The sequence below is a fragment of the Citrobacter sp. KTE30 genome (assembly GCF_000398825.1).
GTDB classification, from domain to species: Bacteria; Pseudomonadota; Gammaproteobacteria; order Enterobacterales; family Enterobacteriaceae; genus Citrobacter; species Citrobacter freundii.
Map to the genome: position 1 here is coordinate 3,480,928 of NZ_KB976055.1, position 26,514 is coordinate 3,507,441.

General features: G+C 47.9%; 20 protein-coding genes. 5 read left to right on the plus strand and 15 right to left on the minus strand.

The window, feature by feature from the left end:
* Nucleotides 1-270: 270 nt before the first annotated feature.
* Entirely contained in the window at nt 271-903 is a 633-nt protein-coding gene (locus tag WC1_RS06640) for a YfdX family protein (RefSeq protein ID WP_016150840.1), read from the plus strand.
* A gap of 74 nt (nt 904-977) precedes the next feature.
* Here WC1_RS06640 and WC1_RS06635 read toward each other — a convergent pair whose 3' ends face one another.
* From WC1_RS06635 to dpaL, 6 genes are all read right to left on the minus strand, one after another.
* Nucleotides 978-4,220, minus strand: a complete 3,243-nt coding sequence (locus WC1_RS06635; protein WP_016150841.1) for an ATP-binding protein — start codon at nt 4,218-4,220, stop codon at nt 978-980.
* A 4-nt stretch (nt 4,221-4,224) separates the two neighbouring features.
* Complete coding sequence (gene evgA, locus WC1_RS06630; RefSeq protein WP_003839762.1) at nt 4,225-4,839, minus strand: acid-sensing system DNA-binding response regulator EvgA; 615 nt, start codon at nt 4,837-4,839, stop codon at nt 4,225-4,227.
* Nucleotides 4,840-5,308: 469 nt separating this feature from the next.
* A complete protein-coding gene (locus WC1_RS06625; protein ID WP_003839760.1) occupies nt 5,309-6,595 on the minus strand; it encodes an MFS transporter in 1,287 nt (428 codons plus the stop codon).
* 78 nt (nt 6,596-6,673) lie between these two features.
* Nucleotides 6,674-8,266, minus strand: a complete 1,593-nt coding sequence (locus WC1_RS06620; protein WP_008321492.1) for an N-acyl-D-amino-acid deacylase family protein — start codon at nt 8,264-8,266, stop codon at nt 6,674-6,676.
* Between the two features lie 67 nt (nt 8,267-8,333).
* Nucleotides 8,334-9,518: a YgeY family selenium metabolism-linked hydrolase gene (locus tag WC1_RS06615; protein ID WP_003839756.1), complete on the minus strand. Its 1,185-nt coding sequence runs from the start codon at nt 9,516-9,518 to the stop codon at nt 8,334-8,336.
* 32 nt (nt 9,519-9,550) lie between these two features.
* Nucleotides 9,551-10,765 carry a diaminopropionate ammonia-lyase gene (gene dpaL / locus WC1_RS06610; protein WP_008321489.1) on the minus strand — a complete coding sequence of 405 codons (1,215 nt, stop codon included), beginning with the start codon at nt 10,763-10,765 and terminating at the stop codon, nt 9,551-9,553.
* Nucleotides 10,766-11,146: 381 nt separating this feature from the next.
* Between dpaL and WC1_RS06605 the strand changes: the two genes are divergently transcribed.
* Nucleotides 11,147-12,895 (plus strand): sigma-54 interaction domain-containing protein, encoded by a 1,749-nt coding sequence (locus tag WC1_RS06605; RefSeq protein ID WP_016150842.1) that lies wholly within the window; start codon nt 11,147-11,149, stop codon nt 12,893-12,895.
* A gap of 78 nt (nt 12,896-12,973) precedes the next feature.
* On the opposite strand, the gene WC1_RS06600 is transcribed toward WC1_RS06605, so the two are convergent.
* Nucleotides 12,974-13,483, minus strand: coding sequence for an anti-virulence regulator CigR family protein (locus WC1_RS06600; protein ID WP_003839750.1), 510 nt, complete (start codon nt 13,481-13,483; stop codon nt 12,974-12,976).
* A gap of 258 nt (nt 13,484-13,741) precedes the next feature.
* On the opposite strand from WC1_RS06600, the gene WC1_RS06595 reads away from it, so the two are divergent.
* The 3 genes from WC1_RS06595 to galE all read left to right on the plus strand — a co-directional run bounded on the left by WC1_RS06595 (nt 13,742) and on the right by galE (nt 16,594).
* A complete protein-coding gene (locus WC1_RS06595; RefSeq protein ID WP_003839748.1) occupies nt 13,742-14,377 on the plus strand; it encodes a carbonic anhydrase in 636 nt (211 codons plus the stop codon).
* Nucleotides 14,378-14,586: 209 nt separating this feature from the next.
* Nucleotides 14,587-15,525 carry a glucosamine inositolphosphorylceramide transferase family protein gene (locus WC1_RS06590; protein ID WP_016150843.1) on the plus strand — a complete coding sequence of 313 codons (939 nt, stop codon included), beginning with the start codon at nt 14,587-14,589 and terminating at the stop codon, nt 15,523-15,525.
* Nucleotides 15,526-15,577: 52 nt separating this feature from the next.
* Nucleotides 15,578-16,594: a UDP-glucose 4-epimerase GalE gene (galE, locus tag WC1_RS06585; RefSeq protein WP_016150844.1), complete on the plus strand. Its 1,017-nt coding sequence runs from the start codon at nt 15,578-15,580 to the stop codon at nt 16,592-16,594.
* 46 nt (nt 16,595-16,640) lie between these two features.
* Here the strand turns inward: galE and WC1_RS06580 are convergent, their stop codons facing one another.
* From WC1_RS06580 to WC1_RS06545, 8 genes are read right to left on the minus strand one after another with little or no spacing between them, the layout of a single operon-like run.
* Complete coding sequence (locus tag WC1_RS06580; RefSeq protein ID WP_016150845.1) at nt 16,641-18,032, minus strand: DUF4832 domain-containing protein; 1,392 nt, start codon at nt 18,030-18,032, stop codon at nt 16,641-16,643.
* A 31-nt stretch (nt 18,033-18,063) separates the two neighbouring features.
* The gene (locus tag WC1_RS06575) at nt 18,064-18,471 is read right to left on the minus strand and encodes a hypothetical protein (RefSeq protein WP_016150846.1); all 408 of its coding nucleotides are present in this window, start codon (nt 18,469-18,471) and stop codon (nt 18,064-18,066) included.
* A gap of 2 nt (nt 18,472-18,473) precedes the next feature.
* On the minus strand, nt 18,474-19,586 hold the full coding sequence (locus WC1_RS06570) for a glycosyltransferase family 4 protein (RefSeq protein WP_003037168.1): 1,113 nt from the start codon (nt 19,584-19,586) through the stop codon (nt 18,474-18,476).
* A 1-nt stretch (nt 19,587) separates the two neighbouring features.
* Nucleotides 19,588-20,799, minus strand: a complete 1,212-nt coding sequence (locus WC1_RS06565; RefSeq protein ID WP_016150847.1) for a glycosyltransferase family 4 protein — start codon at nt 20,797-20,799, stop codon at nt 19,588-19,590.
* A 14-nt stretch (nt 20,800-20,813) separates the two neighbouring features.
* Complete coding sequence (locus tag WC1_RS06560; protein ID WP_016150848.1) at nt 20,814-21,803, minus strand: glycosyltransferase family 2 protein; 990 nt, start codon at nt 21,801-21,803, stop codon at nt 20,814-20,816.
* 4 nt (nt 21,804-21,807) lie between these two features.
* Nucleotides 21,808-23,178, minus strand: coding sequence for a hypothetical protein (locus tag WC1_RS06555; protein ID WP_016150849.1), 1,371 nt, complete (start codon nt 23,176-23,178; stop codon nt 21,808-21,810).
* Complete coding sequence (locus WC1_RS06550) at nt 23,175-24,386, minus strand: lipopolysaccharide biosynthesis protein (protein ID WP_016150850.1); 1,212 nt, start codon at nt 24,384-24,386, stop codon at nt 23,175-23,177. The genes WC1_RS06555 and WC1_RS06550 overlap by 4 nt, the downstream gene beginning before the upstream one ends.
* Complete coding sequence (locus WC1_RS06545) at nt 24,383-26,512, minus strand: GumC family protein (RefSeq protein WP_016150851.1); 2,130 nt, start codon at nt 26,510-26,512, stop codon at nt 24,383-24,385. The genes WC1_RS06550 and WC1_RS06545 overlap by 4 nt, the downstream gene beginning before the upstream one ends.
* Nucleotides 26,513-26,514 lie beyond the last annotated feature (2 nt).

The window sequence follows — 26,514 nt, forward strand, 5'->3', positions numbered from 1 at the left end:
TATACATAAACGCAATGTAACCTGTTGACACAAGAATTATTACTCACTCAACATATGTTACTTACAATGGAATGATAAGACTTCCGCTAAGGAAGCGTATATAAGAACAAGAGAATGTCGCTATGCGTATATTCCTACACATGTCAGACATCTGACACTTGTAAGATTAAACGGTCATTATTCTATCGTGGTTCTGATTTCGCTCTTTAACATTATTTAATATGCTTATTGCGTTTGGTGACATATACCAAATTTATTCAGGAGAAAGTAATGAAAAAGATTATTCTTGCGGGTGTGCTTGCAACCATGATGGGTTCAGCACCAGTGATGGCTGCTACTGCTACCACAACCACTCCGGCGCAAGCTACTACCGCAAATGTTCAAAAAGAAGCTGCCGATATTATGCAGGTCGCAGTGCAAGGCGCAAATGCGATGCGTGATATTCAGCTTGCTCGTTTGGCCCTGTTTCATGGACAGCCTGACAGCGCTAAAAAATTAACCGATGACGCCGCTTCCCTGCTGGCAGGCGACAGCAAAGATTGGGCGAAATTTGTAAAAACTGCGCCTAAAGCCAAGATGATTGACGATCAGTACGTGGTTATTAACGCTACGATCGCGCTGTCAGAAGACTATATTGCCACTCCAGCCAAAGAATCCGCTATCAAAACAGCGAATGGCAAAATGGCCAAAGGCGACTGGAAAGGTGCAGTGGATACCCTGCAACTGGCTGGTATCAGCGTGCTTCAGACCCAATACCTGATGCCCCTGAATCAGACTCGTAAAGCCGTTACCAGCGCGCAAAAACTGCTGTCTTCCGGTAAATATTATGAAGCAAACCTTGTGTTAAAAGGTGCTGAAGAAGGTATTGTGATCGATAGCGAGATGATCGGCGCAGGCCAGTAATACTCAGCACTACGGAGTGTTGAACCAGGACTTTCTCTCCTGATCGGGCAGCTACGGCCACCCGATCAGGGGGATTAATGGCTAATCAGACTGTCTATCTCAATCTCAATTTCCCGCATAACAGCAATAATCTTCTGCAATGCCTCCTGGCGTACTGCCAGAGGAAGATCGTCAGGTCGTCTGGATTCGAAAGGTTCGCACAGGTTTTGTAGCGCAGTGATGCCCAGAATTTGCGCCGAGCCATGCAACCGGTGAAGAGCGCGCAAAAACAGCTGAGGTTCATCTTGCAGAACAGCTTTCTCAGCCGCTTGTATATCATTCAGCGTTGCCTCGCGAAATGTCTCGAGAATCTCGTTCATTAGTGCGCGATCGCCGCCGGTATTCTCCGTCAACACATTGAATTTCAAATGCCGGATTGAACAAGGAGACGAATAACCGGTTTCGATTTTACTCAACTCATGTGTCAGTGTCTGAATCGACACAGGCTTGAACAGGCACAAATTCATACCATTTTGCAGGCATCGATCGCGTGACTGTGGAAGTGCGCTGGCCGTCAGTCCCCATATTTGTAAATTCGGCTGTTGACGACGTAGCGAAGCCGCGAGATCAAACCCGTCTTTTTTCGGCATATTTACATCGGTTATCAGCAGATCGTACGATTTTTTCGCCAGTTTGGCTTCTGCTTCCTCCCCATCACACGCTTCATCCACGTTGTAGCCAATGGCATTCAACTGTCGCTTAAGCAGCAGGCGATTGGTTGGGTTGTCGTCTGCAATCAAAATAGACAGACACGGAAGTGGTAACAGAGTACCAGGCGCATCGCCATCCGGTACAATCGACTGTCGAGCCGTTTCAACCGGCAGCGTTATGGTAAACGTGGTTCCTTGCAACGGGACGCTCATCAACTCCAGCGTCCCGCCCATCAGCGTCACCAGTTCTTTACAGATAAATAACCCCAGACCGGAACCGGTTTGTTGACGCCCGCAACGCCCCTGAGCGTAACGATGAAACAGCCCCGCCTGCTCCTCTTCACTAATCCCGCAACCGGTGTCGCTAATGGCAATGGTCAGGGTACCGTGATTCTCCCCGTCAGGCGTCAAACGGGCCGTCACATGAATACTGCCCTGCTCGGTAAACTTCAACGCATTGCCTACCAGGTTGGTGAGAATTTGCCGCAAAGCCTGCTGATCGACAAATACCCGTTCGTTTGCCGGCAACTGGCTAACGCAAGCCAGCGTAATGCCTTTCTGTCTGGCTAAAGCATCGAAAGAGTGGCACTGCAATTCAATGAGCTGCGAGAGATCCGTCCATTGAGGAACAACCTGGTATTTACCAGACTCAATCTTATCCAGATCCAGAATCTTACCGATCAGCCCAAGCAATGACTGGGCTGTCGCCCCGGTAAGGGCAATCGCCTCTTTTCGCTGTGCCGGGCTGAGTTCTGAACTCGACAGTAATTCCACAAAGCCAACAATCGAACTTACCGGGGTACGTAATTCATGGCTCATACTCGCCAGAAAGCGACTTTTGGCCTTGGTTGCTTCAATCGCTTTATTCTTTTCGTTTTCCAGTTCTTGAGATAATGCCTCTTTGAGATGAAGCTGCTCTTCCAGTAGCCGCTGAGATAGTTTCCTTTTCTTTACCTCACGGGAGAGTGAGATCCCCCAGATCAGGCTAATCGCTATCAGCAGCAGCGCGAATATCCCCAGTTGATAGAACTGTTTGCTATATCGACTCCATAAATCAACCTGCGTATTGGAAATTTTCGACCACTTCTCCGTCATCTGCAAAATCTCACGTGGCGGTATGGCCTGTAGCGCTTTATCCATAACAGACTTCAACATAGGATCGTGAGAAGAAATCGCAAAACTTACAGAGGCACCAGGCATATCTGGAAGCCTAAAAAAGTGCATATTTTTCTGATAGTAATGATCGACCATAAACCTTGCTGACAATTCGGTAGCAATTGCCGCATCAGCGCTGCCCTCCTTGACCATGACCATCGCAACACTGCCAGTATCAGCATTAACCCAGGTGGCCTGCGGATAGCGTTGCTTCAGCTCGCTTTCCAGTACATGCCCGGCTGGTAGCGCAATACGTATCGGCTTCTCCAGTAGCGAGTCGGCGGTTTCCTCACGGGAAGTGATCATCACAAATGCCACATTCATCAGAGGATCGCTAAAGGTCGAATTGTGCGGGTTTTGATGAGTGAGCGTGATAGTGGGATACATATCCCACTGTTCGCCGCTTATTTGCTTTGTCTGCTCACTTTTAGAGTTAGCTAAAATGGGTTCAAAATCGAGCCCCGTTTGCAGATGAATAATATTCAGTAAATCGCCAAGAATACCGCGTAATTCACCGCTGCGATCGACCAGCGTATAGGGCGGGTAATCTGGGTTGATTAAAATGCGGATGACATGCTTTTTCTTCAACCACGCTTTTTCCTGAGTGGTGAAAGGTATAGGTGCATTCAGATAGGCAAGGTTGCCGCGGTTCAGCCAGTTCTGCATGACTTGCATATGAATTTCATTACTGATTGACGTAATGAAACCATCAAGAATATTTCTTAATACCGGCTGATCTTCGTTAACGACAAAATAATTATATTGTTCTTGCTTATCAAAGTAGTGCGTAATAACCAGTGATTGTGAGAAGTATCGAGAGATGCAATGGCTGCTGGTGATATTGTTACCAATATAATATTGGTTATCACCATTCACTACCGAGGCCATGGCCTGATACTCGTCGTCATAAAATGAGACTTTAGCCTCAGGAAAAGCCCCCTGGATAACATCGAGAAAAGGGCAATCCCGCACGCACGCGACGCTAACCTGATGGTTCGTGGTCAGCGGCAGCATAGTGTTTTTTAGTGATGTTACAAGCGTCGGCCACGTCGTCAGCAATACCGAAGTACGCAACAAATTTCCGCCCACATCCTGGCGTCGGGACAGTTGGGTTATCAGCGTATCAACATCGTTATTGGCGAGCGCGGCCAGCGCCTCTTGCTCATTATCATACTGCTTTATAATGATTTTCAGATTGAGGTTCTTTTGCATTAACGCAAGGTAATCTGCGTTGACTCCCCGATAATATTCGCCGCTATTTTGATAAACAATGGGGGAGACTTCAGGTAACCAGGTACCAACAACCAAGGTTTTTTTATGCGCTAACCAGTTTGTTTCTTCCCTGTTCAAGCTGATATTTTGTACTGAAGTATTATAGTTACTTTTTAGCTCAACTTGCCGAGCTGAGCTTACACCCGTAGACAACCCGATGGTAAATATGACCATCAAAAAAATAAACAAGCGTTCCAGCATTACTCTATCCTATTTTATTTCTCTGCGCATAATCATAGATTTCCATTAATGATGAACAATCTAATTTTTCCATCAACCGGCTTTTATAGGTACTCACCGTTTTATTACTGATATTCATTTTGCTGGCAATTGAGCTGTAATCCATGCCATTAAGGATATAACGCAATACTCTCATTTCCTGATTCGACAACGTATCAAGCTTATCCTGCTCGCTGACGGATGAACCAGTAAAATGCTCAAGGGAAAAGGGAAAATAGCTATAGCCATTTTTTGCTGCTTCGATTGCGGCAAGAATATTATTCATACCTTCTTTTTTACTCACAAATCCGTTGGCACCGTATTCGGCGCTACGTTTACCGTAAAAAAATTCATTTTTGGCTGAAATGATAATGATTACACCAGCATAGTGCCGCTTTCTCAGTTGCTCCAGCACTTCGATGCCACTGATACCGGGAATATCTACATCGATAATCAACAGCTCCGGCTTAGTTTTTTCAACGGTTTGAACCACTTGATCTCCGCTGTCGAGTTCGGTGGTCACAGCGATACCATTAGTATCGAGTAAGTTGCGGATGGCAATGCGTGCCAATGGGTGATCGTCAACGATTATCGCGTTCATTGCGTATAAGAATCCCGATAAATAAAGAGAGGCGATGGCTATAGAGCAGGCGAGCCTTCAACATTATAATTTCTGAAAATAAGGCTTTATCAGGTAAATCCTAACATAATCACGCGTATATTTTATTCATTTTTTATAAAAAATGCAGAACAAGGTATAAACGCAACACTGTAATTTACAAATTTTAAACCTTGCGCCTATCTAAATATCAAACCATTAACACAACATAAAAGGAATATTCCTACACACGTAGGACAAATCTCTCATTTATTATGATTTATTCTTAATGCTTTGGGACATATAACCGGGATATTGTTCATCAGAACTGCGAGGGGGATATGCGAATAGCTATCTAAAAATAAATTTCATACCAGGTCAAATATGGAGAACAAGAGTACAAACCTGCTGAATTTAGAGAGAAACTCCCTGCAGCTCTGGAGCAGCAGTGCCACAGGGAGGCAGCGATTAATCAGGCTTTACTGGGCAATGCCCCTACTGCATGCGAGCTTTTCACAGTCAGTGTAACGACGGCAGAACACAACAGTGCGGCAATCATAAAGATAAAGGCGCTGTTATAGCTTCCGCCGCTGCTTTGGATCAACCAGCCGATGATGGGCGCTGATACAACCCCTGCCATCTGGCCGCCAAAGTTAACAATACCGGATGCCCGCCCCATGATGTTGCTGGGAATGGTATCCATCAGAATACCCCAGAACGTTGCCATAGCGAAAAACATGAACAAGGCTGAAATACACTGATAAACCACCGCCATATCTGCACTGCTCACGCTGAAGGTCAGATACAGGAAACCCGCGGCAATAACAGAGGTTACGACATACAGCGTTTTACGCTGGGGTTTGAATTTGTCTGAGCAATAACCACCTAATAATGTTCCGCCAGCCCCGAACAGGAAGGGAATGGCCGCCATGACACCGGTCTTTGCCAGAGAAAACTCTCGTACGGTAATCAGGTAGCTTGGCAGCCAGGTTGAAAAACCCCAGAAGGTGATATCAAACAAAAACCAGATACTGGCCATTTGCCAGAGCACCGGCATTTTGAGTACGTCTTTAAACGCGATAGCACTGGTGTTTTGCAGGCTCCCCTGGTCGTCAGCAGCCAGCTCCGCCAGGTCTTGTTGCGTAATGGCAGGGTGATCTTTCGGGTTGTCACGCGTAAATAAGTAGATACCTGCGGCGATAAACAGACCGGGAATACCCAGCACGATAAAAACCATGTGCCAGCCAAATGCCCCGATGATGCTTGCCGCCACGACTACCGCCAGCGCTGGGCCTAAGGTGTTTACCGTTGACTGAATCGCCGTGGCGCGGCCACGTTCTTTCGACGGGAAATAAGTTGATATCATCTTCCATGAGGCCGACGGGAAACATCCCTCACCGATACCAAAGAAGAAACGTACTGCTAACATCAGCGGCAGCGTCAGCACAGCGCCGGTTAAGCTGGTGAACACAGACCACCATGCAATACCAATGGCCATGATTTTTCGCGAGCCAAACTTATCCGCCAGTAATCCACCGGGAATTTGAAACGCGGCATAACCAATAAAAAAGGCGCTAATAATTAAACCTTGTTGAGTCGTATCAAGATTTAAATCTTTGCCAATATAAGGGAGTGAAACGCTCATCACCATTCTGTCGAGAAAAGAGAGCAGCCACGCCAGCCAGATCAGTGTCAGGACGGTATATCTTGCTTTCCAGGTCTTGGGTTTACCTGAAGGTAAAGACGTTTGTAGGTTCATTGTGATGTCCTTAGGGTGTAGTGATCTACCGCGGCCATAAATAGTCGCGATAGATCCATGCGTGTTTAGCGTTATTTATTAATATTGTTTTCTAATAACCGTACCGCTACAGGCATAACTTTCCGTGCCATTGATTAAGGCAATGCGCCCATTAACCATGACAATTTCAATCCCTTCCGGGTACTGATTGGGTTCAACAAAAGTGCCTTTATCCGCAATTGTGTTCGGATCGAACATCACGATATCCGCTGCATAACCGACCTTCAGCAGTCCGCGATCCTGCAAACCCAATACTTCAGCAGGTTTCCCCGTCATCTTGCGGATTGCCGCTTCCCAGCTCAGACATCCCTCTTCACGAACATATTTACCGAGCACGCGAGGGAATGCGCCAAACACGCGCGGGTGCGGTTTGCCAGCCCCCATCAAGCCATCGGTACAGACGTTTTGTTCAGGTCGACAGAGAAACTTAATCACGTGCTCTTCGGTACCGTAGAAGTCGACCATCCCCACGGCGTTTTCCTCTTCAAAGAGCAGATCGAAGGTGGCGTTGTACGGATCTTTTCCACGCAGCTCGCCCAACTGGACGAGGTTCAAACCGACAGCATCCTGATTTTTTGCCGTTTTCACGCTGGTGACAAAAATCTGGTCCAAACCGGCAAAATCGATAAAGTTATCCCAGCCAGGAATGCCCTGCTGAATATCGTCAATCATTTTGGCGCGCAGTTCGGGCGAGGCGAGACGCTCAAGTAATTTGTCCGTACCACCGGAGTGAACCCAGGGCGGCAGGATCACGCCGAGCATCGTGCTGCCCGCCACATACGGATACTGGTCGAAAGAGATACGAATCCCCTTTTCCTGCGCCTGTTCCAGCATGCCCAGCATTTGGTCGATCAGCCCCCAGTTTTTCTTGCCGCAAACTTTCATATGCGAAATATGCAGCCAGACGCCGGTGGCTGTGGCGATATCAATCAGTTCCTGGGTTGAGTTGATAATATCGTCAGCTTCACTGCGCTGATGCACCACAAAAATCCCGTCATATTTCGCCGTGACCTTACACAGTTCAATCATTTCGGCAGTATCACCAAAGGCGCAAGGCATATAGATAAGACCAGTGGAAAGTCCAAATGCCCCAGCTTTTAACTCCCGCTCAAGGACCTCACACATCTTCGCCACGTCTTCGCGGGTCGAAGGACGCCCATCCAGGCCCATCGCTTCCATGCGCACGTTGCCATGAGGAACTAAATACGCGAGGTTTGTCGCCGGATGACGCGATGCCAACAGATTGAGATAACCGTCTGTATTTTTATATTTCCAGTCAATTTTATCGGTGTCACCGTCCAGTCCGGCGATATTTTTACGCCAGGCTGGAATATATTCTTCCGGTAGCGGCGCTAAGGCGACGCCATCCTGGCCCAACAGTTCGGTGGTGATACCCTGACGAATTTTTGCCGACAGAGCGGGGTTAATAATGGCTGACAGGTCAGAGTGCGTATGGGTATCAATAAAGCCAGGACAAATTATTTTTCCTGTTGCATCAATAACCTGCTCATTAACGCCAACCTCAATTTGGCCGATTGCGACAATACGTCCTTCATCAACCATCACATCGGCAATTCTGCCTTCACTGCCCGTCCCATCAATTACATTTCCGTTTTTGAAAATGGTTTTCATCGTTATTCTCCATGGCGGTGCTGCTGAGCTACACCGCCTGTAAGGTAAGAGGTGGTTATCTTTATTTTTATTGGCGATAGAGTGTCTGGATAATGCTGTAATAGCCGCTGGCCGAGCCGGTTAATTGCTCGATCTCGATATACTCATCAATGGTGTGTGCCAGGTTTTCTCGTGAAGGACCGAAGCCGATGGTTTTGATTCCCGCTTCGCCCGCATAGTGGCTACCGTTGGTACAAAATGAGTACTGCGTAATGGTTGGATTAAAGCCAGCCTCACGAACGCCCGCCAACGCTGCCTGCACGAATTCGTCGGACTCGTCGTACACCCAGCCTGGGAAGAACCGCTCTCCCTCAATCGTGGCGCCGGTATAGCAAGACTCCTGACCCACCGCGTAGGACACTCGGGCCTTAAACTGCGGATCCTGAGCAATAAGTTCCGCAAGCGCATTTTCCAGCGGAGCAATCACGCTTTCTTTGGTTTCACCCACCAGCAAACGGCGATCGTAGGTTGCGCGACAGTAATCCGGTACCACCGAGGCCCCCGGGTACGGCGAAGATTTAATGTCGGTCAGTTCCAGAATGCCTGGCCCCAGAACCGGATGCGTTGGCGGCGTAATCGTGCGAATTTTGTCGATCAATTGCGCCATTTTGTACACCGCGTTAATCCCCGCCTGCGGGTTAGCGGAGTGCGCGGGTTTACCAAAGGTTTCGACCACAATTTCAGCGCGGCCACGCTGACCAATTTTCAGGTTTAACTCGGAAGCTTCACCGATGATCACGTAGTCTGGCTTATAGCGCTCGCTGACCAGGCGAGCGGCAATACCTTCAAAACACTCTTCATGCACGATGCACGCAACGTAGATTTTCCCGGCAAAATTTCGCTGATTGTCCTGACCGAAAAAGCCCACGGCGGAGATCATCGCCGCCACGGCACCTTTCATGTCAGTTGTGCCGCGACCATAAATTTTGCCATCTTCAATATCGCCGCCGTATGGGTTGCGGGACCACTTCTCTTCGTTCACCGGCACGGTATCGATATGTCCATCGAGAACCAACGTTTTCCCTGGCTGGTTGCCGACAATACCGCCAACAATGTTGCCGTACTTATCAACGTGGATGTCATCGAATTGGTAATGCTGCATCATTGTTTTTATGGCATTAACCACTTCACCTTCCTGACCGGAATAACTTTTTTGTTGGATCAGCGCCTGACAGTTTTTAATGACTTCTTCAATGCGGTTTGCAGATAACATGGGTTTCTCCGTTATATCTCTTAATCAGGGAATTATTTGTTGATGCCCGGGTACTGTCCGCCCCAGACAATATCCAGATATTGTTGCGGGTCGGTATCCCCTTCGGTGCTGACTAACAGCACGCGAGAGTGCGCATCCAGCCCCAGTTGCTCACGCGTTTGCGCCAGTTCAGGTGAGGTCATCAACAGCGCCAGCAGACCGGTAGTAACCGCACCTGACTCACCCGAAATAATCTGTGGATCGCCTGCCAGCGGGTTGCCCAACATGCGCATGCCTAACGCTGCAACTTCATCCGGGCAGGAAGCAAATGCGTTGGCATAGTCGCGCAGCAGTTTCCAGCCGATACTGTTCGCCTCACCGCAGGCGAGACCGGCCATCACGGTTTGTAAATCACCGCCCACCGCAATGGCATCCCCCTCTTTCGAACGGGCTGAGCGGTAGAGGCAATCGGCAATTAACGCTTCGGCGACGATCACTTTCGGGCGATTCTCACCCCAGGCTGCCGTCACCATTCCCTGAACCATGCCGGCAAACGAGCCGACGCCTGCCTGCACAAAAATGTGAGTCGGCGCAACCTGATGCAGCTGATCTATCGCCTCCAGCATCAGCGTGCCGTAGCCCTGCATAATCCACTGCGGGATCTTTTCGTATCCTTCCCAGGCGGTATCCTGCACGACAATCCAGCCATACTTTTCGGCCTGCTCCGCGGTCATACGAACCGCATCGTCATAGTTCATATCGACGATCTCAGCGGTAGCGCCTTCGTTACGGATAGAGGTCAGACGTTGCTGCGAAGAGCCCTTTGGCATATAAACCACGGCGTTTTGCTTCAGTTGGCGCGCCATCCATGCCACGCCGCGACCGTGGTTGCCATCAGTGGTGGTAGCAAACGTGACGGTTTGCAGATCGTGACGAACCTCTTCGCTGGTCATCACGTCAAACGGCAGTTCACTGATATCCTTACCAACCAATTCAGCGATATGGCACGCCATCGCATAGGAGCCACCCAGCGCTTTGAAGGCTTTCAGGCCAAAACGCTGAGATTCATCTTTGAGGTAGATATTTTTTACGCCCAGTTTTTGTGCAAGCGCCGGTAGCGTATACAGCGGCGTCGGCGCGTAGCCCGGAATAGACCGATGAAAATTCAACGCTTTTACCAGTTCCTGGCGGCTAAACGGTGCCAGCGGCGCGTTCGGATGTTCGGTAAACGGTGTCTGGTTGATAAAAAATGATAAGTTTTCCTGCATCATAAAACCTCATTGTCCTGGTATTTCATTCCCTGTAATCGGTGCAATACAGAGATATTTCCGTTATCGGTATTGGCAATAGAGCAAAATACTTACCAGCTTTTTATGAATTGAGTAAATTCTTATAAATATTTTAATAAAGGCTTTAATTTCAATAAATTAAATGAAATTTTAAATTGACAACCGAAAATATCAATGCCTCAGTTTATCGCCTCGTTTTGATAAATTCTCATCATTGATAAATAGTGTGATCGCGGAAGATAAAATAAGAAAAACATTCAAAAACAGCGTGGTAGATTGATTTTTCGCAAATCATTTTTGCATTGTTTCGCCTATTTATCATTTTCCTTGAGAAATGTGACACACCGTCGGAGAAGTACCATGATTTCAGTACTCAGCAATATTCAGGATGATATATGCAATTACGCCGACGCTATTTCTGGCATAACGGGCACGGACGTTGAAATCATTGATGAATCTTTAATGCGCATCGCGGGTACCGGGAAATACCGGCATATGCTCAATGAGAACGTGGCCAAAAATGGCTACATTTATCGTCACGTATTGCAGGTGCGAGAAACGGTACTGATCAAAAACCCCGGCGAACATCCGCTGTGTCAGTTATGTGAAAAACACCACTACTGTTCTGAAATGCTGGATTTGAACGCACCTATTTTTCTTAATAATCGCGTGATTGGCGTGATCGGGATTATTTGCTCAACCCAGGCACAGCGTGACACGTTACTGAGCCAGATTGATAAATTTGTCACCTTTATTGAGCAAATCGCCGTAATGATCTCCAGTAAGGTCTTTGAATGCCTGGAACGCTTACGCGCACAGGAAACGCTTGGCGCATTTCGGCGTCTGATCGATGCCATGGACCGCGGCGTGGTAGCGATTGATGGCAAGGGTCTTATCTGGCATGCCAATCATTCAGCCGATCGCATCCTCAACCGTGAGGTTCAGGGATTACCTCTGACCATTGAAACAACCGGGGACAGCCTGTATGGCGATGAAGAAGCGTGGCTGACGCTTGAAGGTCAGAAACATCATGTACTGTGCAAACAAATTTCGCTCTCCTCGCAGGATAACGATCGCTTAACCATGGTTATCTTTCGTGATGCACACGACTACCTGAGTAACCTTACTCCATCCCCTTATGAGTCCGACATACAGGTACGACTAATTGGTCACTCTCCCTCAATGGAACAGCTCAGAAGTACCATAGGTAAAATCGCCAACAGTTACGCCAGCGTGCTCATCACCGGGGAAAGTGGCTCGGGGAAAGAGGTCGTGGCATTTGCCATTCACCAGAGCAGTCCACGTAAAGCCGCGCCTTTCGTAACAATCAACTGCGCAGCTATCCCAGAACAACTGCTGGAAAGCGAACTGTTTGGTTATGTTCGCGGCGCATTCAGCGGGGCCGATCCCAAAGGGCGAATGGGGAAATTTGAACTGGCCAACGGCGGCAGCCTGTTTCTGGATGAGATTGGCGATATGCCACTGCACCTGCAGGCCAAGCTGCTCAGGGTATTGCAGGAAAAGGCGATCACCCGCGTTGGCTCTAATAACACCATCAATATTGATGTGCGCATTATTGCCGCAACTAACAAAAACATTAACGCGATGGTGGAAAATAATCAGTTTCGTGAAGATCTTTTCTATCGCCTGAACGTGGTCCCTCTGGTACTTCCTTCCCTGCGTGAACGCCGGGCTGATATTGCGGTCCTCGCACAGTATTTTGCCGATGAGTTTTCGGTCAGTTACCAGCGACCACCGCAAAAACTGCCTGATGACGTTATTAATCGCCTTTATGCCTGGCACTGGCCGGGTAACATTCGTGAATTACGCAACGTGATCGAATACATTTTTGTGATGCGCGGAGAAGCCGCTGGGATCAACGCCAGCCATCTTCCCCCTTACCTGCTTACCGCCGCTGACGGTAGAAAAACGACGATGACCGCGCAACCCCGACAGCTTGCCAGCAAAGGAAAACAAGCGGAAAGGGAGGCTATCGAAAACGTCATCCTGCGATTCGGCTCAAGCGTTGAGGGGAAAAAGCAAGCCGCGACAGAACTGGGGATCAGCATTGCCACGCTCTATAGAAAAATAAAACTGTACGGCCTATAAGCTTTCCTTATTAACTGAGAAGCCCGCACAACGCGGGCTTCTCATCGGTATAACAGAGCAAATTAAGCCCGAAAATACTTAATCAAACACACCATTAATTACCGCGGTGACAATCGCCGTACTCAGTGCAATCAACACCAGATTGTCGCCCACAACCTGCCATTCATAACCTGGATAATACGGCAATTGGTTCAGCATAGAGGATGGAACACTTTTCTTAGCGATCCCCGGAGGAAGCGGCTTTCCTCGCGCCAGATTTTTGGCGATACCCGGAGGCAGTGACTTATAGCCCGTCAAACCATATCTGACGGCATACTGTCTGGCCACGTTATAGCTGATGTCACTATCAACATGGTCCGGCTTACCATAATTTTTACGTTGTTCTGCCTGCGAATTGCCTTTCTGGCTATTGCCCTTATTCCCGCTATTACCATGATTGCTACTATTTCCATGGTTGCCACTATTTCCATGGTTGCCACTATTACCATTGCCGTTGCCATTACCGGGGTTGGCCAATACTGGGGTGGCGCACATCGTCATCGCGGCAACGGCGACTAAAGCTGTTGCTAAAGCACGAAGTCTGGACATGATGATTCCTTAAAATGTGGATACATATAAAAATGTACGGTATCGCGTGAATGCTGGCTATCGCTACAACTCCGATTTATTGGCAAAAAAGGGAAAGCACGTAGCACACATCACGCTATTCGCCTCGCCGCGGTGGAGAAAAGTTAGCCAAAGATGTTGCAGAACTGCTATAAAGTCTTTCTCTTCTGTCGGCTGGTGTTAAACTGGAAAGTGTGATCTTCATCATAACCTGCTTAAACAGAGAAAAGAGACACTGCTATGCAACATATCATTGAGGGCTTCCTCAACTTCCAAAAAGAGATTTTCCCTCAACGCAAGGAACTCTTTCGCAGCCTGGCATCCAGCCAAAATCCTAAAGCGCTTTTCATCTCCTGTTCCGATAGCCGCCTGGTGCCAGAACTCGTTACTCAGCAAGATCCCGGACAGCTTTTCGTTATCCGCAACGCCGGTAATATCGTCCCCTCTTTCGGCCCGGAACCGGGTGGCGTATCCGCAACCATCGAATACGCGGTTGTGGCACTTGGAGTGACGGATATCGTCATCTGCGGACACTCCAACTGCGGCGCGATGAAAGCCATCGCCGATAGCCAGCCTCTGGATCCGATGCCCGCTGTCGCTCACTGGCTGCACTATGCCGATGCCGCGAAAGCCGTGGTCGAGAAAAAAACCTGGGATAACCCAATCGACAAAGTTAACGCCATGGTAGAAGAAAACGTTATCGCGCAGCTCAACAACATTAAAACGCATCCTTGTGTCGCGGTTGGGCTGCGCAATAATGCGCTTCGTCTGCACGGTTGGGTGTATGACATCGAAAGCGGTGAAATCCGTACCCTGGATAAAAACAGCAAAACCTACGTTTCCCTTGCAGAAAACCCGCAAGTGCATTTCGAGTAATTCCTCCACTGGAGCAAGGATGCTCTGGACATCTCCTCCCCCTATTTCTGTTAGTGGACAAAAAACGGACTTGCGACTAGCTTTAAAGTGGCCACTGGTGTTCCCACATCGGTTTTCGCACATTTTATAAAATTTTGCGACAGGTCTCATTTCCTGAGTCGCAAACAGCTGTTCATACATGGTGCAGGCGATAAAAGGAGCCGGTACGAATGCAAGCAAAAATAAAAAGAATAATGAATATGTTATTTTATCATGAGTCGTGGGATATCATGCTTATTAAGGATAATGGCACACACTTATTCCCTGATAACACCCTGGAGATATTAAGCAAATCCACTGCACAGCAGTTAAAAAAGAAATATACATTTCAGGCTGACCCTTTTCTGGTTGAAAAAGACGATAAACTGTATGTTTTCTATGAAGCTCTTAGCTTTCGCAACTCACAAGGCACGCTACGATGTCGCGTTCTTGACCGTGAACTGGTTGAACTTGATGATATTAAGCTTGAGGGCTTTGACGACTTAAAGTGTCATTTGTCATTCCCTTATCTGATTCATATCAACGATCAACTCTTCATGATCCCCGAGTCTTCAGAAAGAAAAGAGGTAATACTGTTTCAGTCAATAGAGTTCCCTGCACGCTGGAAGCAAGTTAAAGTTTTAATCTCTGATATCGAATTAACCGACAACGTATTTATATCAATTAATGAAGCCTGTTATCTTTTGTCCACCACGATGGATAATGAAATAATTATTCATTCGGCAGATCATATTTATGGACAATGGCAGCGGATTACCCCCTCATTGAAGGTGAGCAATCCTCATCATCGAGGCGCAGGAGCCTCCTATCAGGTCGAAAATAAAATGTACTTCCTTACTCAGGAGTGCACACCTGAAACTTATGGAAAATCAATCTATATCAAAGAATTAGTGACACTGAACGACGCTAATTTTGATGAGAACCTAATCGAACAAATCAATTCGTCGATCAACCACAGTGACGGCGTCCACACGCTGAACTTCTCAAATAACTATATTGTTTATGATACAAAAATAAACCAATTCAGCTTTTTATCTATACTTAAAAAAATATCTTATAAATGCATGGTGAGGTATCGCAACTATAACCTTACCAAACGTCACCAATAACGCGTTCTCTATGGTACTGGCGTGACTCAATCCCCGTTTATCTGGAGTCTGTATGGCAATTCTGGTCACTGGTGGTGCAGGTTATATTGGTTCACATACTGTTTTAACGCTACTGGAAAGAGGCGATGATGTCGTTGTCATCGATAATCTGGCGAACGCCAGTCAAATCTCGCTGGACAGGGTCGCGGAACTCACTGGAAGAGAGCCTATTGTCTATATCGCCGATGTTCTCGACAGGCCGGCATTGAAAAACATTTTCGCCAACCATAACATCACCGATGTCATTCATTTTGCGGGGCTCAAATCGGTTTCCGAGTCGATAAAAGAGCCCCTCGCCTACTATGAAAACAACGTCACCGGAACGCTGGTTTTACTGGATGAAATGCTGGCCGCAGGCGTTAATCGTTTCATTTTTAGCTCATCCGCCACGGTATATGGTAATCCGGAAAGCGTACCGCTTAGCGAGCAATCGCGTACGGGCGGCACCACCAATCCGTACGGCACGTCTAAGTTGATGGTCGAACAAATTCTGGCTGACTTCTCTCGTGCACAACCCGATTTCCGCATTACCTGCCTGCGCTATTTCAACCCGGTCGGCGCCCATCCATCGGGTCGCATTGGTGAAGATCCTAACGGTATCCCAAACAACCTGGTGCCATACATCTCCCAGGTCGCGATTGGTAAGCTTAAAACCGTGTCGGTGTACGGTAATGATTATCCCACTCCCGACGGTACCGGCGTGCGTGATTATATTCACGTCATGGATCTGGCGACCGGTCATTTAGCCGCGCTGGATTGCCTGAACAAAGGCGCGGCTTACAAGGTGATTAATCTCGGTACCGGTGTCGGTTATTCCGTGATTAAGTTGATTGAAGCATTTGAAAAAGCAGCGCAGACTAAAATTAATTATAAGGTTGTCGCCAGAAGACCTGGAGACATTGCCGAATGTTGGTCTGACCCATCGCTGGCATATAAGGAGTTAGGTTGGAAGGCCATCTACAGTCTTGATGAAATGATGCGTGACACCTGGAACTGGCAAAAAAACAACCCGAATGGGTATCAAATTTAATGTTCACAGCAGCGAGCCTGACCATCAGGCTCGCTGCTGTGTCTGACTATTGTACTGTTATTGTTGATACCCGGTACCAGCCGCTGTTCTGCTTCCCTTCGTTGGCAAAGTTAATTCTCGCCGCACCCGACTTATCCAACATCGCAACCTCAATCGCGTACTGCCCTTTTGCCAGTCGACCTGGCATAGATAACGCATAACTGACCTGATACTTACCGGGGAGCCAGCGGCGAATATCCTCCGCGGAATTCCCCTGTGCCACCACCTTATTAGCATTATCCACAACACGGAATGCCAGCATATAAGGCAGATAAATCGGAGCGATACCCTCATTGTACCAGGTACTGTCCAATGTCAGCGTTTGTCCGCTGTCCCACACAGACTCATGGCTCATGGACGCCAGGCGAAATCGATAGCCTAATTTGGTCAGCGCATCGTCGACAATCGGTCGATAGTCGCTGGGTATCGCTCTCGATTTCAGGTTAATGGTACTGGCGTGCTGTTTGACCGCCCAGTCAAAAATACCCTGCACTTCGGCACGCGTATAATGAAAAGTATTCTTCCAGTCTTGCATATATGAACAGATTTCCAGACTGACCGGCGCACGTTTCCAGGCGTCGTTGAACCCTGAATAACTCTGCTGCGCAGCCAGCAATCGCTGCGGGTAATCATCAGTCATATGGTTCCAGGAGTCCGAAAATACGCGCAGGTCCCCCCAACAGTCCGCACGCCATCCTGCCCCACGCTCCACCGCATTCGCCAGACTTTGTCCGCCGCTTATCAGCATGGTTTTTGGCGTCACCGGAAAAGCAGAAAAGTGCATCGCGACGTAGCGATCCAGTTGCGCCGTGGTGTATCGCTCCAGTAATGGCTTCAGGTTCGGGAAGTTGCTGTTATGCCATTCTCCCCATGATCCCACCATGCCAATATCAACAAACGCGAGATTCTCATTACCATCGTAGCGCTTACCAAATGCGTTCAACAGACGCTGGCTGTATTGAATAAACAGAGGATCGTCTAAATCCGGGGCAAATGTCTTTTTATCCGGCGTCCAGGTACCTTTCACGCCTTTTTTAATCAGCCAGTCAGGAATTTGCGAGCCGCTTTCCGGCTCTGCCAGTACCATAAATCGTAGCCCGACATTCATCGCTGGACGATGTGCCGCCGCGTATTTGAAGGCATCATCCACCAACGCAAAATTATACTGGCCTTCGACTGGCTCCAAGTCCCGCCAGTAAAAACGCTCGTATTCAAATCCGGTATTGGGATAGTCCGCCAACCCCAGCGTTTCACCGTATCCCTGATGAAAACTTGCCACGCCAATCCCCGGATTGGTTAGCGGGCCCGTCAATGCTTTGGGGGTAACGGTCGTCAATGCGGCCATGACCGTCAGCGGGAAAAACATGCACAACAACGCACAAACCCATTTACGCTTCATCGCAATGACATCCTCCACCAATTTGTAAACGCTAGCGGTCTTTAAGGCTTAACCACCAGTCCCAGATACCTACGTGAAAATTTTGGAACACATCAATACCTAACGCGGATTTGATCATATACAGCGTCAGCAATATGCAGCAGGTGACGAATAGCACGGCAATCAGCAGCAAAAATGTGAGCAGCATTCTCGACAGGGTTGATTCCTGGCGATGCTGGCGGCGTAAATCTCTGCCAAACAAAAAAACCAGATAATAACGCTTACTGAAAAAGGGAAAGCTTCTGCGAATATCGATCTGATGCCGCGAAGCCAGCGTCGAGGCCAGGATCGCATTTTCCACCCCTTCTTTTTGTTCAGGGGTCAACCCCTGCGCAATCGTCTCATCAAGATGAGTATAAAATCGTTCGATAACGGGGGGACGATTTTGAGGACTGGTCAAAATTAACCTATATCTTTATCAATTGAGTGATAGACGTTAACCGTCTTTTTGGCGATTTCATGCCAATTGTAGTTTTGCAAATATACACGATAGTCCACGCTATTTGCTGTTACCCCTTGGCCTAATTTTTCGGCCAGACCGGTTACATCTCCCACCTTAAAATAGGTCTCGGCAGGCAGTTGAACTTCAAGGTTAGCAGGAATATCACTGACGACGGCCGGAAGAGAAAATGACATTGCCTCCAGCAGCGCAATGGGCAATCCTTCATGGTATGAAGGCATCACAAATAGCCTGGCCTGCGAAAACACCGCCTGCAGCTCATCACCACGTAAGAAACCGGTCATCACTACGCCTGGCGTGTCGGCGGCAAGCTTTTTGAGGCGAATGCTGTATTCGGTTGGATGATCCGCATCACCAATTAACACTAACGGCATGGTCAAACCGCTGTGTTGATAGGCGGCAATGGCATCATGCATCCCTTTTTCTTCCACAAACCGTCCAACCACAACGAGATAATTTTTCGGCTGCAGCCCAAAGCGGGAGAGCGTATTGTCGATGGTGAGCTCTGATAACAACCGCGGCTCGTTTACGCCATTGTGAATTAAATGCGCATCATAGCGACCATGTTTTTTCTGGATCAGTTGATTAATAACTTCAGAAATCACAATCACCTCGTTGGCATATCTCACCGCCCAACGTTCGCCCAGCAGCAATATTTTTTTTGCAACGAAACCCCATTTCTGACGATCGTAATCAGGTCCGTGGTGGGTGAAAACCACCTTCTTACCCATCACGCGTAAGAGTGGGATCACAAGGCCAGGGCCGATAGCATGGACATGCACAATATCCGAATGGTCGATACGTGTCCTAAACGCCGCTAAAACGGAATGGACAATAGCTTCCAGCGAGCGCTTTTTGGGGGCCCACAGCGCGTAGGTTTCGACTTTTTTATAGACCGAACGTTTGTAATTTACATATGGTGAGCGAGCAATCACGCAAATATCCACATCGAACTGCTGTTTAATGGCAGGATAAAGATTCTGACAGTGTGTCTCCACACCGCCCAATACATCGGGAATACCACGCGTTCCAAAAACCGTTATTTTTTTACTCATTCTATGGCCTGCTCAGCAGTTCTTTATACAGCGCCTGTAAGGTATCCATATGTTTACTCAGCGCATATTTTTCACTCAACCGCGCACGGCCATGTAAGCCCATATTCCGCGCCTTCTCTTGCGAGCCTGCCAGGACGTCCATCGCATTTGCCAACTCCTGCGCATTGCCTGGTTCGAATAAAATCCCTTCGATACCGTCACGAATTTGTTCCGGGATGCCGCCAATGCGCGACCCAATAACCGGCTTGCCTAAGGACATCGCTTCCAATATCGCCATAGAACAGTTTTCATAGCATTCAGAAGGAAGGATCACCGCTCGCGCATGCTTAATAAGCTTGTCGAGGGCTTCTCCTTGTTGCACATAACCTAAAAATTCAACATCAGGGTATTTGGCGGCTAATTCATCATGCAACGGACCGTGCCCCACAACTTTCAGCGGCGCACTGTTCTGCATTTTTTTATGCGCTGCCAACAACGTTGCCACGCCCTTTTCACGGCTCAGACGGCCAAAGTACAGCATATAGCCCTCATCGCTCACTTCGGCCTGGGGACGACTGTCATCAACGCCATTGACGATGACATCAATGCGCGAATTTGGCAGCGTACGCAGCAGGATACCTCGTAAAAAAACACTCGGTGAAATAATCACATCCAGCGCCTGATAGTTTTGTGCAATGTACTGCCAGGTTGCCTCCAGGGAGAGCAGAAAGCTTTTTGAGGCTGAACCTTCCTGGCAACGATACCTGAAGGCATTGAAAACCGTCCCGGTAATACAGGAATCGCACACTTTGCCGTCACGCAGCATGGAATACGAGGGGCACACAATCTTATAGTCATGCGCAGTCAGCACCGTTTTGCAGCCAAAATTACGCGCAACTTTAATCAACGCCGGTGTTAACTGATGGTAGATGTTGTGAAAGTGGACAATATCCGGACGCTCTTTTTCTAATAGCGCCAGCATTTTTTTGCAGGCCTGCGAATTATGAATAAAGTTAACCGCCGTTTTGATACCGCCCAGCAGATTGCTCTCTTTGTGGTAGTCCACATTGCTGACGAAATAATCCGCATAGTCCGAGGGGAAATTATTATCATGATGCATAGAGAAATCAATAACCTGCACTCCGGCCTGTTTCAGCATATCGCGCTCTTGAAAATAAACCGTTTCCGCGCCGCCTTTAATGAAAAAAAACTTGTTAACTAATAATACTTTCATGGCGCCTGCCCCGGTTATTCATGAATGATTTTACTGTTAGGTGGAGTCAACGGATCGCGTACGGGATAAAAAATACCTTTGATCAGCCCCGCTGAGCGTACGATTAAGTTAATAACGCTTTGCAGCCCATCTGTTAACGAGCGGTTTTGCACAATCTTCAACAAGGTAAATGCCAGTAATGGTAGAAGCGCAACGGCAAACACGTCGATATTAAAAGTGAGCAGCGCCACAAATAAGAGAATAAGGTAGAGCGCAAATACCGCCTCATTCTTCACGATGTTGAATGACTGGGAAAACCAGGGTTTCCCCCAACTACAACGCAAAAGCTCACCCGGAGCCTGGTAATAACCGCTGGTCCAGCGTCGCGCCAGCATCTTAAACGTCGGTAGCGTATGTGACGTATGGCTGAAGTAAGGAATATCCAGACGCCGCAGTTTATAGCCCGCTTCGATTAAACGCAGACCCAGCTCAGCCTCTTCATACGCGTGCAAATTACGGTTAGTCAGATAACCAATTTTCTCAATCGCAGAGCGACGATATAATCCACCACCGCCTAAATGGTCACTATCCCCGAGCGGATATATTTTATTAATGCGTTGCTTACGAGACTTAAATTCATAGTTAACGGCATCATCCATTTCAACGGTTCCCGCAACGCCTGCATATTCTGGTTCAGCCTGCAAAAAGGCGACGGCCTGATCCACAAATCCTTCTTCCAGCTCCATGTCGCCGTCCATCAACAACAGATATTCCCCTTCACTATACAGATAACCTAACTGGTGCCCGACGCCACAGCAGCGATCGCCAGGGTCAGTTAAGGACACTACGGTCACCCCTTTATCGATCGCAAGCTGTTGGGTGTTATCCGTTGAGAGACTATCTGCCACAATAATTTTATGTGGATAGTCAATAAGCTGCTTACGGATGCTGTCAATCGTCTTCTCAATACATTCAGATTCATTGAGTGTTTTAATGCTCACTGAAATAAACGGTTTTTGGTCCATACAATTACCCTACGCAGCGAAGGACGGTTCGACGAATCACTAAACTTGCCCCTAGTGATAAATAGAACAGGAATTGTAACATCGGTGTAATCATCAGTATCTGGCTGTAAGGTAAGCTAATTAAGCAACTGATAGCAAAAGCGTTAAACGCCGGTGCAAAACTCAGCAACTGGAGATCCTGCTGGTCCAGTTGTTCAAGTCTCAGTAATGGCTTTGGCTGACAAACTTTCAGGATATAAATGAATAAGCTAACAAAGAGTAATGTACCAATCGCCCCCACTTCCCACAGCAGCATACTCAGGGAAGTCGAGTCGAGAATTAAGTTGTAGATAATATTCAAAAATCCCGGCGACACCGTACTACCACTGTTAGTGGCGTTGAGTCCGTAGCCAAATAACGTTCCTGAAAGCCCCCACAGATCGTTATTTTTCAACCAGAACAGGAACGTCGTAAAGCGCCCTAATTCACCGGTAGACATAATGTAGTTTGGATCAAAGATATAGCTTAAGGAGTCGATAAAAATACTTAACGAGCTTTTCGATGGATCGCCACCGAACGCCGTAGAATAATAGTACGCGAGGATCACAATCGACAGGCTAATGAGCAACAACATTCCCGCCACAATAACCAATAACGTCTTCAGATTAACCTTACTAACGTCTTTGACGTAGCTCGGTGAGAGCCACACCCACGCCAGGAATATTGGCGATAGCAGGATGACAAACTTCACTTCACCAATTATGCATAACCCGATACCGAGAACAATATGCAGCGCCATGGATTTGAACGTGGTGAGCCCATGCTTATATTCGGAGACTTTTAACAACATAATTAACAGGCAAAACAGCCCCATTGCGGCAGTATTCCCGCCCCCCATGGGGTCACCGCCAAACGTGCCAACCACGGAGTCCCATTTCTCATCTTCGCCGCGCACCGCAACGCGCTGAGGAACGACCAGTAAAACCTGATAAATCATTACCGGGATCTGCGCGTAAAAAATCCAGTACAGATAGCGTGTTACACGATAAATCTGCGACTCCCGGCAAAACCCTAGCAGCAAACAGATCATCACCAGCGACAATGCAATTTCGTTTTTAAATGCCACAATCGCGACGGTGATCCCGCCCTGAATCAACGTCGATGTCCCAGCCAGTACCAGGAACGAGAAATACAACGCCAGAACAATCGTCTCCTGCGCATCCAGTTGCAGCGAGCCATCACGCGTCTGCATCACCAATAATCCCACCATCAATAAGGTGAGGAAAAAAGGTATCCACAGCACTGACTGCATACCGGTAAAGTATTGCACCAAGCCACACAGGATCAGCGTGACAAAAGTATAAACCTGTAAATAGTATCCGGTATTCAGTGTCATATTATCACCGGCTTGTCTTTCAGGAGATTGGCTCGCTTATTCATTTTCAGATAAATGAAGGCGTAGCGAATAAATGTCAGTGAAGAAAACAAGATGACCGACGTTGCATAATCTTTATAAAAATAGGGCGTCACGACAAAAGCGAATAGTACAATCGCCAGCTGTTCCAGTTGGATACGCAGAAAATAGCGATGGGAACCAAAAATAAGTTCTATCACCGTCAGAGGGCTTATCGCCAGCGCAGGGAATAAATAGGGCAACATGTAGCGCGACGTCTCAATGGAGTTAATCCAGTCTTCGCTAAAACCGAGGCGCATCACAATCGGATAGAAAATAAAAACCCCAAGGGTACAGATAACCCCTAGTACCAGCAATAGCATACGTACCTTGGTATATTCCTGATAGTTAAAGGTATTATTTCTGAAGTCGATAGACCACTTGGAAAAAATAGTATTGCGTACCGCGTTGCCGATGATCACCACCGGTGCCAGGCAAAAGCGGCTAACCACGGAAAAATAACCCGCCGTCAGCGCCGAGAACCAAAAGTTAATCAGCATAATCGGCAAATTGCTGCTGGCCATCGCCAGCACTTCCGCACTGCCCACTTTGGTAATGTGATGAATATTCTGTTTGAAAAAATGCCAATTACTGGCGGGTCGCAGATGTCTGGCTGCCACCGAACGAATATCAAACGAATGCAAAATACAGCTTATGGTCAGCACCATCGTCGCGCAGGCCCACGACCAATAAAACAGCTGTACATAATGCGTAACCAGAACCGAAAGTAATACCACCACTGAAACAGAAATACGCTGGAAAATCAGAAAACGAAAGTTAGCCGTGCGTAGCGACAGGTTTTCCGAGATCAAAACCCACGCCGTTGCCAACGTCAGCAAATAGAGAAACAGGATGTTCTGGTGAAACAGCCACGCGGTGAGCACGGCGTAAGGTAAGGCAATGATCGTGCTTTGGATCAGGCAAAACACAACATTCTGTACCAGTTCGTCATCCTGCTGTTTAGGAATTAACAGCTGTGATGCAAAGGTACATACCTGAGCGCCCACCACGGCGATACTGTAGTTTAGCGCATAAAGCCCCACCTCAGCCATATCGTACTTGTGTGAAATCAACCAAATAGACAGTGCACCAATCAGCTGCGAGATGACTGATGAACCGGCTATCGTGGAAGCGCTCTTCAGTAGACTCATACGCGGCCTGGCGTGGTCATCAGTTGATCGGTACTGAAGTTCAGTGAACGCAGACCTTCTTGCGTCTCAAGATCTTTTTCTTCAACCGCATTAAGTACCGCGCCAATTACCACGCCGTTATTTTCTTCCAGCTTATCCAGCGCGTTGGCGATTTGCCCGGCGGACCCCGTCCCGGCTTTCACAATGAAAATCACCCCATCAACGGCGCGTTTAATCAGTTGAACATCCTGACTCTGATTCACAGCAGCGACATCAATAATAATGCGCTGATAGTGCGATTTCAGTTCACGCATTAAGGGCTCAACGTGCCCCGACGACAGTATCAGTAAAGAAGAGATGGTTGTCTTGCCGTGCGGAATAAAATCGAGATGATCACTGAGCGTAACCCGCGCCTTTTCAAGCTGAACCTCCCCGCGCAACAGTTCCGCCAAACCTGCGGATGTTACCGACGCCAGTTCAGAAGAGAGCCCGTCAGTGTTAAAGAAATCCGCATCAATAAGCAGTGTTTTCTGGTCGAAACTAAAAGAGTTAGCTAACAGATTCGCCAACAAAGAACGCCCATCACCGTGCTCCGTCGACGCCACGGCAAGCGTCTGTAAAGGTCGATTATCCAGCATAATCCGGGTACGGATACCGTGCACAATATCGGCATTCAGCGGGTTCTTCATGATCATGTCCCGCACCTGCGCGCGCCCTGAGGTTCCGCTAAAACGACGGATTTCACCCAGCGGAGCAACATTGAGCCGTTTTTTCATGCGACTGAGGGTACCGATTGAGTTATCCATTGCCGCTTTAACAATGAAATACATGATGCTGAACACCACCACCAGCATGACCACCATCAGCAACAGCAAAGATTTATTCGGTTTCGCCGGTTTTAACGCGGGTACCGCAGGGTCGTATAACACCGCATCAGCATTCACACCGGACAGCGACAGCTCTTGAGTACGTTGATAAAGCGATTTATACAGGTCTTCCATTTTATCTAACGACAGCTTTTGACTGTTCCAGGCATCCCTTTTTGACGCCATTTTCTGGAAGATCTCTTTCTGCTCAGTCACCTGCTGTTGATAGTTTTTTTCGTCCGCCAGCGCCGCCAGATATTGCTGGCGTAAACCGACTTTCAGCTCACCCAACACTCGTCCAGTCTGGTTTTGGATCGACTGAACATCGGCCTCTGCTTTTAAAATGGCGGGATTTTTTGGCCCGTAGACTTTACGCTGTTCGGACAACGTTCGTTGCGCCTGAATCAACGCAATGCGCAAATCCTGGATCTGAGCATGATTAGAGACCGAAGGCAGCGAGATAACGCTCTCAATGGACTTACCTCCCCCGTTCACCTCGTTATAGACGGATTCAGCGGCAACCCGACGCTGAGTTGCATCGGCCAGGCGATTGGTTACGATACTTAGCTGCTCGGTTTCAAAACCATCGATTCCACGGAAGGTCAGCAGCCCGGCATTTTTCAGATAGTTGTCCATCTCGTCTTTTTGCTTAGCTATCGACTTCTGAATCTCTTCCATTTTTTCAAAATTCAGTTCACGAGCTTGCTCCACTTTCAGACGCTTCTGCTCCACCGTGTAGTTGATGAAAGCCTGCGCGACGCCATTCGCAATGTCAGCCGCAACCTGTGGGGACGTTGATTCATAGGTAATAGACGCCAGGTTCGTCGTACGAATACCAATGACATTCAGATTTTTCGCCAGCGTTTTCAGCGCTTGTTCCATTCTCAGTTGCCGACTTTCATTGCTATCAGCCCCCCGAGCACCGGCTTTTTCCCCGGTAAACTCCGGGTTTTCATCCAGCTTCATATCACGTATGGCTTTCTCCAGCACAATACGTGAATGCATCAACGCATATTGTGTTTCGTAGTAACCACTACGCGTTGAATCGAAACCATCAACCTGTGGAAACGGAGAAACGTTATCAGCTTGCGCCTTAATCAGCACCGTCGCCGTTGAAACATACTTTGAGGACATCATGCTGATTAATGGATACGCGACGACCCCAGCAACGATACCGGCCAGCGCGATTTTCCAAGCGTTCTTTTTCAGCTCTTTGGCAAAGCGGGAGAATTCGACACTGCTTTCTCGTTTTTTGCCGTTTTCCACTATAGATAGTTTCATCG

Coding starts and splice junctions, on each gene's coding strand:
- WC1_RS06640 (WP_016150840.1), top strand. CDS start 271: ATGAAAAAGATTATTCTTGCGGGTGTGCTTGCAACCATGATGGGTTCA.
- WC1_RS06565 (WP_016150847.1), bottom strand. CDS start 20,799: ATGAAAGTATTATTAGTTAACAAGTTTTTTTTCATTAAAGGCGGCGCG.
- WC1_RS06605 (WP_016150842.1), top strand. CDS start 11,147: ATGATTTCAGTACTCAGCAATATTCAGGATGATATATGCAATTACGCC.
- WC1_RS06600 (WP_003839750.1), bottom strand. CDS start 13,483: ATGTCCAGACTTCGTGCTTTAGCAACAGCTTTAGTCGCCGTTGCCGCG.
- WC1_RS06625 (WP_003839760.1), bottom strand. CDS start 6,595: ATGAACCTACAAACGTCTTTACCTTCAGGTAAACCCAAGACCTGGAAA.
- WC1_RS06620 (WP_008321492.1), bottom strand. CDS start 8,266: ATGAAAACCATTTTCAAAAACGGAAATGTAATTGATGGGACGGGCAGT.
- WC1_RS06580 (WP_016150845.1), bottom strand. CDS start 18,032: ATGAAGCGTAAATGGGTTTGTGCGTTGTTGTGCATGTTTTTCCCGCTG.
- WC1_RS06635 (WP_016150841.1), bottom strand. CDS start 4,220: ATGCTGGAACGCTTGTTTATTTTTTTGATGGTCATATTTACCATCGGG.
- WC1_RS06595 (WP_003839748.1), top strand. CDS start 13,742: ATGCAACATATCATTGAGGGCTTCCTCAACTTCCAAAAAGAGATTTTC.
- WC1_RS06615 (WP_003839756.1), bottom strand. CDS start 9,518: ATGTTATCTGCAAACCGCATTGAAGAAGTCATTAAAAACTGTCAGGCG.
- galE (WP_016150844.1), top strand. CDS start 15,578: ATGGCAATTCTGGTCACTGGTGGTGCAGGTTATATTGGTTCACATACT.
- dpaL (WP_008321489.1), bottom strand. CDS start 10,765: ATGCAGGAAAACTTATCATTTTTTATCAACCAGACACCGTTTACCGAA.
- WC1_RS06590 (WP_016150843.1), top strand. CDS start 14,587: ATGCAAGCAAAAATAAAAAGAATAATGAATATGTTATTTTATCATGAG.
- WC1_RS06570 (WP_003037168.1), bottom strand. CDS start 19,586: ATGAGTAAAAAAATAACGGTTTTTGGAACGCGTGGTATTCCCGATGTA.
- evgA (WP_003839762.1), bottom strand. CDS start 4,839: ATGAACGCGATAATCGTTGACGATCACCCATTGGCACGCATTGCCATC.
- WC1_RS06550 (WP_016150850.1), bottom strand. CDS start 24,386: ATGAGTCTACTGAAGAGCGCTTCCACGATAGCCGGTTCATCAGTCATC.
- WC1_RS06560 (WP_016150848.1), bottom strand. CDS start 21,803: ATGGACCAAAAACCGTTTATTTCAGTGAGCATTAAAACACTCAATGAA.
- WC1_RS06555 (WP_016150849.1), bottom strand. CDS start 23,178: ATGACACTGAATACCGGATACTATTTACAGGTTTATACTTTTGTCACG.
- WC1_RS06545 (WP_016150851.1), bottom strand. CDS start 26,512: ATGAAACTATCTATAGTGGAAAACGGCAAAAAACGAGAAAGCAGTGTC.